The sequence below is a fragment of the Bradyrhizobium sp. USDA 336 genome (assembly GCF_044908355.1).
Lineage (GTDB): Bacteria > Pseudomonadota > Alphaproteobacteria > Rhizobiales > Xanthobacteraceae > Bradyrhizobium > Bradyrhizobium yuanmingense.
The window spans coordinates 372,065-386,339 of sequence record NZ_JBIYDC010000002.1; the positions used below are offsets into that span (position 1 = coordinate 372,065).

10 protein-coding genes and 1 pseudogene are annotated in these 14,275 nt (G+C 66.2%); 6 read left to right on the plus strand and 5 right to left on the minus strand.

Annotated features, from left to right (window positions below):
* Positions 1 to 18: 18 nt before the first annotated feature.
* Together ABIA45_RS02540 and galE are read right to left on the minus strand one after the other, a co-directional pair.
* Positions 19 to 1,822, minus strand: a pseudogene (locus ABIA45_RS02540) (ABC transporter ATP-binding protein).
* A gap of 118 nt (positions 1,823 to 1,940) precedes the next feature.
* Positions 1,941 to 2,954 (minus strand): UDP-glucose 4-epimerase GalE, encoded by a 1,014-nt coding sequence (galE, locus tag ABIA45_RS02545; RefSeq protein ID WP_271537404.1) that lies wholly within the window; start codon positions 2,952 to 2,954, stop codon positions 1,941 to 1,943.
* Between the two features lie 126 nt (positions 2,955 to 3,080).
* Here galE and ABIA45_RS02550 point away from each other — a divergent pair, with 126 nt between their 5' ends.
* Positions 3,081 to 4,118 (plus strand): glycosyltransferase family 4 protein, encoded by a 1,038-nt coding sequence (locus tag ABIA45_RS02550; protein ID WP_404651012.1) that lies wholly within the window; start codon positions 3,081 to 3,083, stop codon positions 4,116 to 4,118.
* A gap of 183 nt (positions 4,119 to 4,301) precedes the next feature.
* Here ABIA45_RS02550 and waaF read toward each other — a convergent pair whose 3' ends face one another.
* Positions 4,302 to 5,366: a lipopolysaccharide heptosyltransferase II gene (gene waaF / locus ABIA45_RS02555; protein WP_404651013.1), complete on the minus strand. Its 1,065-nt coding sequence runs from the start codon at positions 5,364 to 5,366 to the stop codon at positions 4,302 to 4,304.
* Positions 5,367 to 5,525: 159 nt separating this feature from the next.
* Between waaF and rfaD the strand changes: the two genes are divergently transcribed.
* The 5 genes from rfaD (at position 5,526) to ABIA45_RS02580 (ending at position 12,268) form a co-directional block, all read left to right on the plus strand.
* On the plus strand, positions 5,526 to 6,506 hold the full coding sequence (gene rfaD, locus ABIA45_RS02560) for an ADP-glyceromanno-heptose 6-epimerase (protein ID WP_275511930.1): 981 nt from the start codon (positions 5,526 to 5,528) through the stop codon (positions 6,504 to 6,506).
* A gap of 13 nt (positions 6,507 to 6,519) precedes the next feature.
* Positions 6,520 to 8,004 (plus strand): D-glycero-beta-D-manno-heptose-7-phosphate kinase, encoded by a 1,485-nt coding sequence (rfaE1, locus tag ABIA45_RS02565; RefSeq protein WP_271537408.1) that lies wholly within the window; start codon positions 6,520 to 6,522, stop codon positions 8,002 to 8,004.
* Positions 8,001 to 9,287, plus strand: coding sequence for an O-antigen ligase family protein (locus tag ABIA45_RS02570; protein ID WP_404651014.1), 1,287 nt, complete (start codon positions 8,001 to 8,003; stop codon positions 9,285 to 9,287). Before rfaE1 ends, ABIA45_RS02570 begins: the two co-directional genes overlap by 4 nt.
* Positions 9,288 to 9,371: 84 nt before the next feature.
* Positions 9,372 to 11,285, plus strand: a complete 1,914-nt coding sequence (locus ABIA45_RS02575) for an SDR family NAD(P)-dependent oxidoreductase (RefSeq protein WP_198400047.1) — start codon at positions 9,372 to 9,374, stop codon at positions 11,283 to 11,285.
* A gap of 35 nt (positions 11,286 to 11,320) precedes the next feature.
* Positions 11,321 to 12,268 carry an NAD-dependent epimerase/dehydratase family protein gene (locus tag ABIA45_RS02580; protein ID WP_404651015.1) on the plus strand — a complete coding sequence of 316 codons (948 nt, stop codon included), beginning with the start codon at positions 11,321 to 11,323 and terminating at the stop codon, positions 12,266 to 12,268.
* Here ABIA45_RS02580 and ABIA45_RS02585 read toward each other — a convergent pair.
* Both ABIA45_RS02585 and ABIA45_RS02590 read right to left on the minus strand, forming a co-directional pair.
* On the minus strand, positions 12,256 to 13,275 hold the full coding sequence (locus ABIA45_RS02585; RefSeq protein ID WP_275502418.1) for a glycosyltransferase family 4 protein: 1,020 nt from the start codon (positions 13,273 to 13,275) through the stop codon (positions 12,256 to 12,258). The genes ABIA45_RS02580 and ABIA45_RS02585 overlap by 13 nt on opposite strands.
* Positions 13,272 to 14,231, minus strand: coding sequence for a lysylphosphatidylglycerol synthase transmembrane domain-containing protein (locus tag ABIA45_RS02590; RefSeq protein ID WP_404651016.1), 960 nt, complete (start codon positions 14,229 to 14,231; stop codon positions 13,272 to 13,274). Before ABIA45_RS02590 ends, ABIA45_RS02585 begins: the two co-directional genes overlap by 4 nt.
* Positions 14,232 to 14,275 lie beyond the last annotated feature (44 nt).

A 14,275-nucleotide genomic window follows, 5' to 3' on the forward strand; every position in this document is an offset into this window, starting at 1 on the left:
CTTGAGGTGAAACGAACTCTATGCGGTTGCGCTGATCGGCGCCAGAGCGCCGGCGTCGTGATGTTGCAGGCGGAAGAACGAGGCGTAGCGGCCGCCGCGACGGAGCAGCTCGTCATGGCAGCCCTGCTCGACGATCTCGCCGCCTTCGATCACCAGGATGCTGTCTGCGTGCATGATGGTGTGCAGGCGGTGCGCGATCACGATGGTGGTGCGGTTCTGGCAGAGATGCTCGATCGCCTCCTGCACCTGCCGCTCGGATTCGGAATCGAGGGCTGCGGTGGCTTCGTCCAAGAGGATGATCGGCGCGTTCTTGAGCAGCGCGCGCGCAACCGCAATGCGCTGGCGCTGTCCGCCCGAGAGCTGGGTGCCGTGCTCGCCGACGGGCGTGTCGTAGCCGAGCGGAAAGCCCGTGATGAAGTCGTGCGCGCAAGGCCGCCTTCGCCGCCTCGACGATCTCGTCCTCGCTGGCGCCCGGCTTGCCGAAGGCGATGTTGTTGCGAATGGTGTCGCGGAACAGGTAGACGTCCTGGCCGACATAGGCGGTCTGGGCGCGCAACGATTTGCGCGAGACCGACGAGATCGACTGGCCGTCGATCACGATGTCGCCCTGCGTCACCTCGTAGAAGCGCAGGAGCAGCCCCAGCACCGTCGACTTGCCGCCGCCGGAGGGGCCGACCAGCGCAGTCACCTTGCCGGGCTCGGCGACGAAGCTCATGCGGTTGAGCACGGTCTCGCCCGAGCGGTAGGAGAAGCTGACGTCGCGCAGCTCGATGCGGGCATCTTTCAGCTTCAGCGCCGGCTTGTCATCGTCGGACTGCTCACTCGCGGGGCTGTCGACGACCTCGAGCAGCATGCGGGCGCCGACCAGCTGGCTGTTGAGATCGATGTTGAGCCGGGCCAGCCGCTTGGCCGGCTCGGTCGCCATCAGGAATGCGGTCATGAAGGAGAAGAACGCGCCGGGCGTGGCGTTGAGCGCGACCACGGCATAGCCGCCGTACATCAGGCAGCCCGCGACGGCGAAGCCGCCCAGCATCTCCATCAGCGGGTTGGAGCGGTTGGCGACGCGGGCCATCTTGTTGGCGTTGCGCTCGACGACCGCGATGTTCTCGTCGATGCGCTTCTGCATGGTCTCTTCGAGCGTGAACGCCTTGACGGTGCGGATACCCTGCAGCGATTCCTGCATCGTCTCCATGATGTCGGCGGTGCCGGTGAACTGGTTGAAGGCGAGGCCCTTGATGCGCTTGACCAGCTTGCGCAGCACCAGCATCGCCGGCGGCACCGCGACGAGGCCGATGAAGGACATCAGCGGGTCCTGCCAGACCATCACCCCGATCATGGCGAGCAGCATCAAGAGATCGCGCCCGATGGCGTTGACCAGCATGTTGAGCACGTCGGTGATCGACTTGGCGCCGGCGGTCAGCCGCGCGAGGAATTCAGAGGAGTGCCGCTCGGAGAAGAAGCCGACGCTTTCGCGCATCAATTTTGCGAACAGCTGGCGCTGGTTGGTGGCGAGGATCGCGTTGCTGATCTTGGTCAGGATCACCATGTGGCCGTAGGTTGCCACACCCTTGACGAACAGCAGAGCGACCGTGATGGCCGAGAACATCGCGATGCCCGGGATGTTCTTGTCGACATAGGCCTGGTTGATGACCTGGCCGAGGACGTAGGTCGCAGCAGCGGTCGAACCGGCCGCGAGCGCCATCAGCGCGAAGGCGACGAGGTAGCGTCGCCAGTAGACGATTCCCTGTTCCGTGATCAGGCGGCGAATCAGGACCGCTGCCGCGTAGGGATCGTCGGTGATTTTCTTTGGAAACTGGGCCATCCGGTGTCCATTGACGGCGCAGGACAAAGCCTGCCCGCGCGTCAGGGATCGATGGGCCTCTGTGCCCGCTCAAGCCAGGTTTTTCAAGCCCAATTAAGGGCTTGCGCTTGGGATGATTCTAGGCGGAGGCGGCGTGGCGAAGCTCGCCGTGGCGCTCGCGGAACAGCTTGTCCTCCCAGGCCAGCGCATGGGCCGCGATGGTCTCGAGGTCGTCGTATTGCGGCTGCCAGTCGAGCAGGCTGCGGATGCGGCTGGTGTCGGCGACCATGGTCATGATGTCGCCGGGCCGGCGCGGGGCGTATTGCACGGCGAAGCTGCGGCCCGAAACCCGGCGCACCGCGTCGATGGTCTCCAGCACCGAATAGCCGCGGCCATAGCCGCAATTCAGCGTGGTCGAGGCGCCGCCATTGCGCAGATAAGCGAGGGCCGAGCGATGCGCCTGCGACAGGTCCGTGACGTGGATGAAGTCGCGGATGCAGCTGCCGTCCGGGGTCGGATAGTCGGTGCCGAACACGTCGATCTTGGCGCGCTGGCCGGTGGCGGCTTCAACCGCGATCTTGAGCAGGTGCGTGGCGCCGACGGTGGCTAGCCCGATGCGCGCCTGCGGATCGGCGCCGGCGACGTTGAAATAACGCAAGGTCACGTATTGCATGCCGTAGGCGGCAGCGACGTCGTGCAGCATGATCTCGGTCATCAGCTTCGAGGAGCCGTAAGGCGACAGCGGCCGCGTCGGCGCGTGCTCGGGCACCGGCACCTGGTCCGGATTGCCGTAGACCGCGGCGGTCGAGGAAAAGATGAAGCGGCCAATGCCGCGCTTGACCGCGACGTTGAGCAGGTTACGCGCGGTGGTGAAGTTGTTGCGGTAATAGCCGAGCGGATCGCGCATCGAATCCGGCACGACGACCGAGCCTGCGAAATGGATGATGCTCTCGATGTCGTGCTGGGCGATCACGCCTTCGAGCAGGTTCTCGTCGCCGGCATCGCCGATGAACAGCGGCACGCCTTCGGGCAGGTAGGCCGAGAAGCCGGTGGAGAGATCGTCGATCACGACGACGTCCTCGCCGGCTTCCGCCAGCGCCAGGACCGTGTGACTTCCGATATAGCCGGCGCCGCCGGTGACTAGCACAGTCATGATCTCACCCGTCTTCGATCAACGCGCAAGGCTAGCGCTTGCGTGGTGAAGAGGGGGTATCGGCGGTGCTGAACTGGTCACTATGCTTAATGTTGCGTATAGGGACTTTGCGAAACGGAGTGTGACGTGGCGAATTCCCCCGGCGATCTCGAAGTGATCGTGCCAAATCTGCACAGGCGCTATTCCGGGGTCACCGCGACCAACCGGATGGTGGCGCCGCGGCTGGCGAAACTGTACCGCGCCGCCTGGTTCGGATCCGACGCGCCGGCGGGGATCGCGCGCCTGAGCATCGGAGATTTCCTCAAGCTCTGGCGCCGCAAGCGGCCTATGATCTGGCATGCGCGCCGCAACAACGAGATGATCGCGGGCGTTGGCTTGCGCGCGCTCGGCTGGCCGCTCAGGCTCGTGTTCACCTCGGCGGCGCAGCGGCACCACAGCTGGATCACGCGCTGGCTGATCCGGCGCATGGACGCGATCATCGCGACATCAGATCTCTCGGCCTCGTTCCTGAAGGTGAGGGCGACGGTGATCCCGCATGGTGTCGACACCGACGTCTATGCGCCGCCGCAGGACCGCGCCGCGGCCTTTGCCGAAAGCGGCCTGCCGGGCCGCTATGCCATCGGTTGCTTCGGCCGCGTGCGGGCGCAGAAGGGCACCGATCTGTTCGTCGATGCGATGTGCCGCTTGCTGCCGCACTATCCGGATTTCACTGCTGTCATCGTCGGACAGGTCACGGCCGAGCAGACGCCCTTTGCCAACGACCTGAAGAAGCGCATCGAGGCAGCCGGCCTGCAATCGCGCATCGTCATCACCGGCGAGCTGCCGATCGAAGCAGTGCAGCGCTGGTATCAGCGGTTGACCATCTACGCCTTCACCTCGCGCAACGAAGGCTTTGGGCTGACGCTGATCGAGGCGATGGCGGCGGGCAGCGCGCTGGTTGCCGCGCGTGCCGGCGCGGCCGAGCTCGTCGTCGAGGATGGTGTCACCGGCGTGCTGATCCCGACGGGCGATGCCGCCGCGCTGGCAGCAGCGCTCGAGCCATTGATGCGCGAGGTGGCTGCGGCAACCGCGATGGGCGAGCGCGGGCGGGCGCGGGTGCTAGAGAACTTCAGCCTCGATGCCGAAGCGGCGCGGATCGGCGCAGTCTATCGGCCGCTGCTCTGAGGCCGTTTTCGCCTGTCGCAAACAAAACCGCGAAAACAACCCCATGCACAGTAGCCGGGGTCAGCAAAATCAAGGAGTTGGCGGAGGGTTCGAGAGATTGCGGATTTTTCGAACGAATTTTGACTCGTCGGGCAAAACAGTGGCAGGATGTCATCATCGGCGCGAGCCGCGATCGCCTTAGATCTAAGTCCGCGCCCCAGCCTCCCCCAGCACCCTCTCCGCGATCCCCACCACCTCGCTCGCCGCAATATTCCGCATGCAGCGGTGATCGTTGATCTTGCAGACCGTGCTCTGGCAGGGCTGGCACGACAGCTTTTCCTTGTCCTGCACCAGTGTCGCGGCGAGGCCGTTCAGCGGGGCCCAGAGGTAGGGGCTGGTGGGACCGAAGATGCCCATGGTCGGCGTGCCCAGGGCGGCTGCGATGTGCATCAGGCCGGAATCGTTCGAGATCGCAACGCCGGCCGCGGCCATGGCGAGGACGCCGTTGCGCAAGTCCGTGCCGGTGAGATCGCGGACGCCCGGGCCGCCGGCGGCGACGATCTCCTGGGCGAGGCCCTTTTCAGCGGGGCCGCCGACCACCCAGACCTCGAGGCCGCGCTCGACCAGCAGGCGGGCGGCTTCCGGATAATTGGTCCAGCGCTTGGAGACGCCGACCGAGCCCGGGGCGAGCGCCACCGCAGCGCCGGCACCGAGACCATTGGCCTCGCGCCAGCGGGCGATCTCCTCGGCCGGGACGCGCAGTTGCGGCACCGGCCATTCCGCCGGCAGGGGCGCGCCGTCGGGCTGGGCGAGGGCGGCGTTCTTGTCGATGAAGCGGGGCAGCTTTTTTTCACCCCAGCGCCAGCGGTTGAGCAGGCCGAACCGGAACTCGCCGACGAAGCCGATCCGTTCAGGAATACCGGCCAGTGCCGGCGCGATGGCCGCCTTCCAGGTCCGGGGCAGCACCAGGGCGGTGCCGTAGTTCTGTTTCCGCAGCAGCCCTGCCAGGCCGAACTGGCGGGCGATGGCCAACCGGCTGCGCGGCATGTCCCAGACGATGCCGGCGCGCACCCCGGGCATGTAGTCCACCAGCGGGGCGCACAGGGAGGTGGTGAGGAGGTCGACCGGCCGGTTCGGCCAGCGCTCCTTCAGGACCCGCACGACGGTGTGATTCCGCACGAAATCGCCGATCCACATGTAGGGGACGATCAGGATCGGGCGTGTGTCGCTCCGGTCTGCATCACTACCAAGTTGCGAATCAATATTCATTCGTTATGAGGGCCGAACACGTGCCGATATGGCGGCTCGGTTAGCCGCTCCGGGCCGGCAGGTAAAGGCGGCAGAAGAGCAATCCCAAAACAGCTTACACTTTGGCGGATCATGCGCTAGGGCAGGATCGGGCATCTAAAATTCGGGCAGGTAGGTGGAATGTTGCTGGTGACCGGCGGGGCCGGTTTTATCGGATCGAATGTCGTGGCCGCGCTGAACGAGGCCGGTCGCAGCGACGTCGTGATCTGCGATCTCCTCGGAACAGAAGGCAAATGGCGCAACCTCGCCAAGCGGCAGCTTGTGGATATCGTTCCCCCGACCGAGCTGATGGACTGGCTGAAGGGCCGCAAGCTGGAGGCTATGATCCATCTTGGGGCGATTTCCGCGACCACGGCGACCGACGGTGATCTCGTTGTCGAGACCAATTTCCGCCTGTCGATGCGCCTTCTGGACTGGTGCACGATGAATGCGGTGCCGTTCATCTACGCGTCCTCGGCGGCGACCTATGGCGACGGCACGGAAGGCTTCGACGACGCTTCTTCGCTGCCGGCGCTGAAGAAGTTGCGGCCGATGAATCTCTACGGCTGGAGCAAGCACCTGTTTGATCTCGCTGTCGCCGAACGTGTGGCGCGCGGCGATCGGCTCCCGCCACAATGGGCCGGCCTGAAATTCTTCAACGTGTTCGGGCCGAACGAATATCACAAAGGCTCGATGATGAGCGTGCTGGCGCGGCGCTTCGACGACGTCAGGGCAGGCCGCGTCGTGCAGCTGTTCAAGTCGCATCGCGAGGGCATCGAGGACGGCGATCAGCGTCGCGATTTCATCTATGTCGACGATGTCGTGCGCGTGGTCCTTTGGCTGCTCGCGACGCCGTCGGTGTCCGGCCTGTTCAACGTCGGCACCGGCAAGGCGCGCAGCTTCAAGGACCTCATGCTGGCTGCCTATGCGGCGCTCGGCACCAGGCCCAACATCGAATACATCGACATGCCCGAGCAGATCCGGGACAGCTACCAGTATTTCACCCAGAGCGAGGTCGATCGTCTGCTCCGCGCCGGCTATAACGGTGGCTTCACGACGCTCGAGGACGCGGTGAAGGCCTATGTCGGGGATTATCTCGACCGGCCCGACCGCTTTCGCTGAGGCCCTTTCGACCATGCCGACGCCCATTCTCGATTTCGATGCCCTCGCGCAAGCCATCTCAGGCCGTACGGTGCTGTGCATCGGCGACATCATGCTGGACGAGTTCGTCTACGGCGAGGTGTCGCGGATCTCGCCGGAAGCGCCGGCGCCCGTCATCGCCGCCCAGCGCAGCGAGATCCACGTCGGCGGCGCCGGCAACGTCGCGCGCAACGTCGCTTCGCTCGGCGCGCGCTGCATCTTCGTAGGCCTCGTCGGCGAGGACGACGCCGGTACGCGGCTCGAGGCCGCGCTCAATGATCAAGCCGGCATCGAGAGCGTGCTGGTGCGCGACGCCTCGCGGCCGACCACGCGAAAGGTCCGCTTCGTCTCCGAACATTTTTCCACGCACATGCTGCGCGCGGATTGGGAGCAGGCGCTGGCTGCGTCCGACGAGGTCGAAACGAAGTTGATCGACGCGATCCTGCCGCAGATCGCGCGCGCCGATATCGTGCTGCTGTCCGACTATGCCAAGGGCGTGCTGACGGCGCGCGTGATCCGCCACACCATCGATGCCGCGCGCAAGCTCGGCAAGCCCGTCATCGTCGATCCCAAGAGCCTGAACTGGGCGATCTATCGCGGCGCCACGCTGCTCACCCCCAACCGCAAGGAATTCTCGGAAGCGACCCGCAGCCGCGCCGACACGGTGCAGAGCATCGTCGAGGCCAGCGAGGACGTGATGCGGCTCGCCGACTGCGAGGCGATCCTGGTCACCCAGGGCGAGCACGGCATGACCTTGGTGCCCCGGAATGGCGGGGCCGTCCACGTGCCGGCCGTCACGGTGAAGGTGCGCGACGTCTCCGGCGCCGGTGACACCGTCGCCGCTGCGGTTGCGGTGTCGCTCGCGGCCGGCGCGGACTGGGACACGGCACTGCGCATGGCCAACGCCGCCGCCGCCGTCGCGGTCGGCAAGCAGGGCACCGCCAGCGTCAGCGCGGCCGAGCTGCGACGCAAGATCCTGCCGCATGCAACGCTCGCCGCCGAGGAGAAGATCGTGCTCGATCCGGCCGCACTCGACGCGCAGGTTGCCGAATGGAACAGGCAGGGCCTGCGCGTCGGCTTCACCAACGGCTGTTTCGACATTCTCCATCCCGGCCACGTCAAGGTGCTGACCGCGGCGCGCGCCGCCTGCGATCGCCTGATCGTGGGGCTCAACAGCGACGCCTCGGTGCGGCGCCTGAAGGGTGCCGATCGTCCGGTCCAGGACGAGCGCGCGCGTGCCGAGGTGCTCGCCGCACTGGAGGCCGTCGATCTCGTCGTCATCTTCACGGAGGACACGCCGATCGACCTGATCACCAGGATCAAGCCCGGCGTGCTGGTGAAGGGCGGCGACTACACACGCGAACAGGTCGTCGGCCATGAGGTGGTCGAGGCCGCGGGCGGGGCAGTCGTGCTGGTCGACATCCTCCAAGGCTTCAGCACGACGGCGCTGGTTCATCGCGCCCGGGGAGGGGGCAAGTGACGGCGCTCGCACGCGAGACCCCCGGCCAGATGTTGCGGCGGCGCCTGCGCAGTCCGGCGGCCTGGCGTGAAACGGTCGATCTGTTTGCGATCCTGACCGCGGCCTCGCTGCCCTGGTCGACTTCGCTTGCGGGGATATTCAACGCGCTGATGCTGCTCTGCATGGTGCCGTTCCTCGATCTACGCGACTTCCTGCAGTCCCTGAAGCGTCCGATCTGCATTGCGCCGATCGCGCTCGTCTTTCTCGCGCTGCTGGGGACGCTATGGTCGGACGCGGCCTGGGGTGCGCGCCTCTACGCGGTCAATCCGACCGTCAAGCTGCTCGTGCTGCCGGTCCTGCTCTATCATTTCGAGCGCTCACCGCGCGGCCGCTGGGTCTTCGTCGCCTTCCTGGTGTCTTGCGCCTTGTTGTCGGTGATGTCCTGGCTGGTCGCCTTTTACCCGAACCTCGCGCTCAAGACCGACCCGCCCGAACGCGGCATCTTCGTCAAGAACTACATCGACCAGAGCCAGGAATTCGCGCTTTGCGCGGTTGCGCTGGCCTATCCGATCGTGATGCTGTTGCGCGAGAAGCGGTACTGGTTCGCCGCGCTGCTGACGGCGCTGGCGCTGAGCTTCTTCATCAACATGACCTTCGTGGTGGTGTCGCGCACCGCGCTCGTCACCATTCCGATCATGTTCGGCGTGTTTGCACTGCTTCACCTCAAATGGCGCAGCATCGCCATCATCTCAGGCGCGCTGCTCGTCGGCGCCGTTCTCGCCTGGCAGGCCTCGCCGCAATTGCGCCACACCGCCGAGAGGTTTACCACCGATTACGCCGGCTATGTGGAACGGGGCGAGGCAACCTCCATGGGCATGCGGCTCGAGTTCTGGCGGAAGTCGTTCGGCTTCTTCGCGGAGGCGCCGGTTCTGGGGCACGGCACCGGTTCGACCCGCGGGTTGTTCGAACGCGTCGCTACGCCCGCCGGTCAGCGGCGGGCGTCGGCCGAGGTGGTCGGCAACCCGCACAACCAGACGCTGAACGTTGCGGTGCAATGGGGCGCGATCGGCGTCGCCATTCTCTACGCGATCTGGATATTGCATCTCCGGTTGTTTCGCGGCGACGGGCTTGCCAACTGGATCGGGCTGCTGGTGGTGGTGCAGAACGTCTTCACCTCGCTGTTCAACTCGCATTTGTTCGACTTCCACGAGGGCTGGATGTACGTCATTGGCGTCGGCGTCGCCGGCGGAATGGTGATCCGGGAACAACAGCTCGGGGCTAAGATGAGGGAAGCCGGTTCCTGAGGGGCCACGCGGCTGGCAAGACTTGTCGAGATGGGCTATCAGCGCGGTCAAGTTGCATTTAACTGGGTTTTCATCGGTCGGCGGATGACGCGACTTTCGCATCTCACCTCGCGCAATTTCCTGATCGCGCTCCACGACCTGCTGGCGACCACGGCGGCGCTTTTTGCCGCCTTCTATCTGCGATTCGAGGGTGGCGACGATTTCTACGCTCGATTGCCGCTGCTGTTCCAGATCCTGCCCTACTTCCTCGCCTTCAGCGTGGTCGTGTTCTTCCTCTGCAATCTGACCACGACGAAATGGCGTTTCATCTCGCTGCCTGACGCGCTGAACATCATTCGCGCGGCGACCGTGCTCACGGTTGCGCTGCTCGTGCTCGACTACATCCTCGTTGCCCCCAACGTTCGCGGCGCCTTCTTTCTCGGCAAGGTGACGATTGTCCTCTACTGGTTTCTCGAGATCTTCTTCCTCAGCGCGCTGCGCATGGCGTACCGCTACTTCCGCTATACGCGGGTGCGGCGTCACGCGAGGGGCGGGGAGGCCGCGCCGACGCTGCTGATCGGCCGCGCCGCGGATGCCGAAGTGCTGCTGCGCGGCATCGAGAGCGGAGCGATCAAGCGCATCTGGCCGATCGGCGTCTTGTCACCATCGCCTGCCGATCGGGGCCAGCTCATTCGCAACGTGCCGGTGCTGGGCGGCATCGACGACGTCGAGGATGTGATCTCGGATTTCGCCAAGCGCGACAAGCCCATCGCGCGCCTCATCATGACACCATCGGCTTTCGAGCCGGAGTCGCATCCGGAATCGATCCTGATGCGGGCGCGCAAACTGGGTGTGATCGTGAGCCGGATGCCCTCGCTGGAGAGCGGCGATACGCCAAGGCTCACGGCGGTTGCGGTCGAGGACCTCCTGCTGCGTCCGAGCGAGAAGATCGACTATGCGCGCCTGGAGGCCTTGATCAGGAGCAAGGCCGTGATCGTCACCGGCGGCGGCGGCTCGATCGGATCCGAGATCTGCGAGCGTGTGGTCGCCTTCGGCGCGGCGCGTCTCTTGATCGTGGAAAATTCCGAGCCGGCTCTCTACGCGGTCACCGAGGCGCTGGCCGCGCGTGGTGCCACCGCACAGATCGAAGGCCGGATTGCCGACATTCGCGACCGCGAGCGCGTCATGCGCCTGATGGCCGAGTTCAAGCCCGACATCGTCTTCCATGCCGCGGCGCTCAAGCACGTGCCGATCCTCGAGCGCGATTGGAGTGAGGGCGTCAAAACCAACATCTTCGGTTCCATCAACGTCGCGGACGCCGCCGTTGCCGCCGGCGCCGAGGCGATGGTGATGATCTCTACCGACAAGGCAATCGAGCCGGTGTCGATGCTCGGCCTCACCAAGCGCTTTGCCGAAATGTACTGCCAGGCGCTCGATCGCGACCTCGCAGCCGGAGCGAACGGCAGCAAGCCGCCGATGCGGCTGATCTCGGTCCGGTTTGGCAACGTGCTGGCCTCGAACGGGTCGGTGGTGCCGAAGTTCAAGGCCCAGATCGAGGCCGGCGGGCCGGTGACGGTAACTCACCCCGACATGGTCCGTTACTTCATGACCATCCGCGAGGCCTGCGATCTCGTCATCACCGCGGCGACGCATGCGCTTGGGACGCAGCGTCCCGACGTCTCGGTCTACGTGCTCAACATGGGCCAGCCGGTGAAGATCGTCGATCTCGCCGAGCGCATGATCCGCCTGTCCGGGCTGCAGCCGGGCTACGACATCGAGATCGTGTTCACCGGCATGCGGCCGGGCGAGCGCCTGCACGAGATCCTGTTTGCCTCGGAGGAGCCGACCCGCGAGATCGGCGTGCCCGGCATCATGGCCGCGCAGCCGAACGAGCCGCCGATGCAGACGCTGCGCAAATGGAATGCGGCGCTTGAGCAGGCGATCGCGCGCGACGATCGCGCCACCATCAGGACCATCCTGAAGGATGCCGTGCCGGAATTTGGATCCACGGCGGCCTGACCATTGTTGCGCAATCCAGCGCTCGGGGAGCGACGATGAGCGAACGTAAGCCAGTCGTGCTGGTGACGGGAGCGAGCGGCTTCATCGGCCGTCATCTCGGGCAGGCGCTGGCGTGCGAGGGATGGTCGGTCCGCCCCGTGGTCCGCAAGCGTCAGGGCATCGACGGCGAGGTCGTGATCGAATCGATCGGCCCCGACACCGATTGGCGGGCCGCGCTCGAGGGGGTGGAGGCGGTCGTCCACCTTGCCGCGCGCGTGCATCACAGGCGCGAGGAGCATGCAGCCCAGCTCTACCAGGACGTCAACGCCGCCGGCACGGTGCACCTGGCGCGCGCCGCGGCGAAGGCGGGCGTGCGCCATTTCATCTTCATCAGCACCGTGCTGGTGCATGGCCGCAGCAACGAGGGCAGGGCCCCGTTCAGCGAGACCGACGTCCCGACGCCGCGCGGCCTCTACGGTACGTCCAAGGCCGCGGCCGAGGCGGGCCTGAGGACGCTCGCGCGCGAGAGCGACATGAAGATCTCCGTGATCAGGCCGCCCATGGTCTATGGCGCGAGAGCCAAGGGAAGTTTCGCCCTGTTGATGCGCGCGATGCACCTTGGGGTGCCGTTGCCGTTCGCCGCGATCCGCAATCGCCGCGCCTTCCTTGCCGTGCAGAACCTGTCGTCCTTCATCCTGCACCGGCTCGCTCATCCAGATGTGGCCGGCCAATTCGAGATATTCCTGCTCGCCGACAGCGAGCAGTTCTCGACGCCCGAATTCATCGCGCGTCTGGCGAAGGCGTCCGGCAAGCGGCCGCGACTGTTCGGCGTGCCGCCGGGCCTGCTCAGCGCGCTTTTCCGAATGATCGGCCGGCAGGACATGCATGATAGCCTGATCGGCTCGCTCGAACTCGACGTCTCCAAGGCGCTCGCGACGGGCTGGCGGCCGGAGGTTTCGCTCGACGAGGGGCTGCGGCTCGCCGTGTCGGCTCAGGACGCCTGAGGGCGGGAGAAGCGGCGCAGCAGGAGGGCGACCGCGATCGCGCCGGCGATCAGCGCGGGCAGCGTGACGGCCACCGTCGCGGCGCGAACGGCGAGGATCGCCAGCCCTGCGAGCACGAGGTTAAGCAGGAAGACTTCGCCGCTCACCCGGGACACCGAGAAACCGTTGTCGGTCGCGCGCTGATAGAAATGCGAACGGTGCGCCGACCAGAACGGCTCGCGGCGCGCGATGCGCCGAAACAGTGTGATGGTGGCATCGGCGAGGTAGTAGGCCGGCAGCAGCAGCGCCGCAGCCGCTTGTCCATGCCAGGCGAGCTCGAGCAGGCACCAGCCGAGCAGGAGGCCGATCGGCAGGCTGCCGACATCGCCCAGGAAGACTTTTGCGACAGGACGGTTGAACGGCGCGAAGCCGAGCATGGCGCCGCACAGCGCGGTGGCGATCAGCACGGCCGGCCATGGGAGATCCCCGAGCATTCCCAGCAGCAGCAGCGCAGCGGTGACCGGAACGACTTCCGCCACCGTCATCAGGTCGAGCCCGTCCATGAAGTTGACGAGGTTCACGAACCAGACGCCGGCAAGGACGATGAGGCCGCGCTCCAGCGCGAGCGGCAGCGCCGGCACGATGCGCGCGGTGTCGGGGGCGGTGAACACCACGGCGCCGACGCAGGCGGCCTGCAGCACCAGGCGCACCAGCACGGGCAGCGACACGATGTCGTCGACGAAGCCGACCAGCGCGATCACGATTGTCGCAGCGACCAGCGCCGGCGGGATCGCGACATTGGCGGAGATCCCCCACAGCGAGGCAACGATCAGCGTCGCGGCGATCACCGCGATGCCGGCGCCCTGCGGGGTCGGGACGCGATGGGAGGACCGCGCGTTCGGCCGCGCCAGCGCGTAGCGCTGCAGCAGGGGGCGGCTGGTCCAGGTCACGAGCGCCGAGATCAGCGCGGCGGCCGCAACGGCAAGCAGCAGGACCGCGCCGGCGAGCGCATCGGCAGCCGAATTCACTCCGGCACTCCGATCGCGGCCGACCCTTGCGCGGCTTTCTCGGCGCTGAGGATCCAGACCAGGCCGCCGACCGCCCCGACCAGGAAGAACACGGCGCCGAACAGCAGCGAGACGTTGACGCCCTCGTTGGCGGAAAGTCCCGCGAAGCCGAACGCAAGGCTCATCGTGGCCTCACGCACGCCCCAGCCGGCGATCGAGATCGGCATCATCGTGATCAGCATCACCGGCGGCACGAGCAGAAAGACATCGCTGAAGCGAACCGGCGCCCCAATCGACTGCACGACGCACCAGGCGATGACGACGGCGAGCACGTGAACGAGGATCGACAGGATCGCGACGATGGCGCCGCTTGTGCCGCCGAAGATCACGCGGTTGGCGATGACGGCGCAGGCGTGGATGTGATGCGTTGCCCACCAGGTCTTCAGCCAGCGCCATTTCAGCGCGCCGAAGATCAGGAAGCCGAGGCCGCCGGCGAGCGCCAGGAGGTCGATGAGCAGCAGCGCCGAGCGACCGTGCGGATCGGTGATGAGGGTGTAGCTCCAGGGCAGGCTGGCGACGATCAAGATCGCGAGCGCGATCAGGCCAATGGCGCGGTCGACAAAGATCGAGTAGGTCGCCGTGCGCCAGCCGGCGCCGGCGCGGGCGACCAGCCACAGGCGCACCGCATCGCCGCCGATCGCCGACGGCAGCGTCTGGTTGAAGAACGAGCCGATCACGTTGTATCGCATGGCGCGGCCGAGCTCGAGCGGCGCGCCGCAGGCGGCGCTGATCTCGCGCCAGCGCAGCACGCCGACGAAGATCTGCAGGAACGTGACCGCGATCGCCGCACCGAGCCAGAACAGGCTGGTCAGGGTGAATCGGGAAAACAGCTCGGACAGGTCGACCTTGCGCAGCGCCAGATAGAGCAGCGCCGCGGAAATCAGGATCTTGGCCGTCGACAACAGGATTCGGCGCATCTCGTCCGCATGAACAGGGTTTGCTAAGATTGGAGGCAACCCGA

Bases quoted from the DNA above. Each gene is read 5' to 3' on its own strand.
- galE (WP_271537404.1), bottom strand. From the start codon at position 2,954: ATGACTGTGCTAGTCACCGGCGGCGCCGGCTATATCGGAAGTCACACG.
- waaF (WP_404651013.1), bottom strand. From the start codon at position 5,366: ATGAATATTGATTCGCAACTTGGTAGTGATGCAGACCGGAGCGACACA.
- rfaD (WP_275511930.1), top strand. From the start codon at position 5,526: ATGTTGCTGGTGACCGGCGGGGCCGGTTTTATCGGATCGAATGTCGTG.
- rfaE1 (WP_271537408.1), top strand. From the start codon at position 6,520: ATGCCGACGCCCATTCTCGATTTCGATGCCCTCGCGCAAGCCATCTCA.
- ABIA45_RS02575 (WP_198400047.1), top strand. From the start codon at position 9,372: ATGACGCGACTTTCGCATCTCACCTCGCGCAATTTCCTGATCGCGCTC.
- ABIA45_RS02580 (WP_404651015.1), top strand. From the start codon at position 11,321: ATGAGCGAACGTAAGCCAGTCGTGCTGGTGACGGGAGCGAGCGGCTTC.
- ABIA45_RS02590 (WP_404651016.1), bottom strand. From the start codon at position 14,231: ATGCGCCGAATCCTGTTGTCGACGGCCAAGATCCTGATTTCCGCGGCG.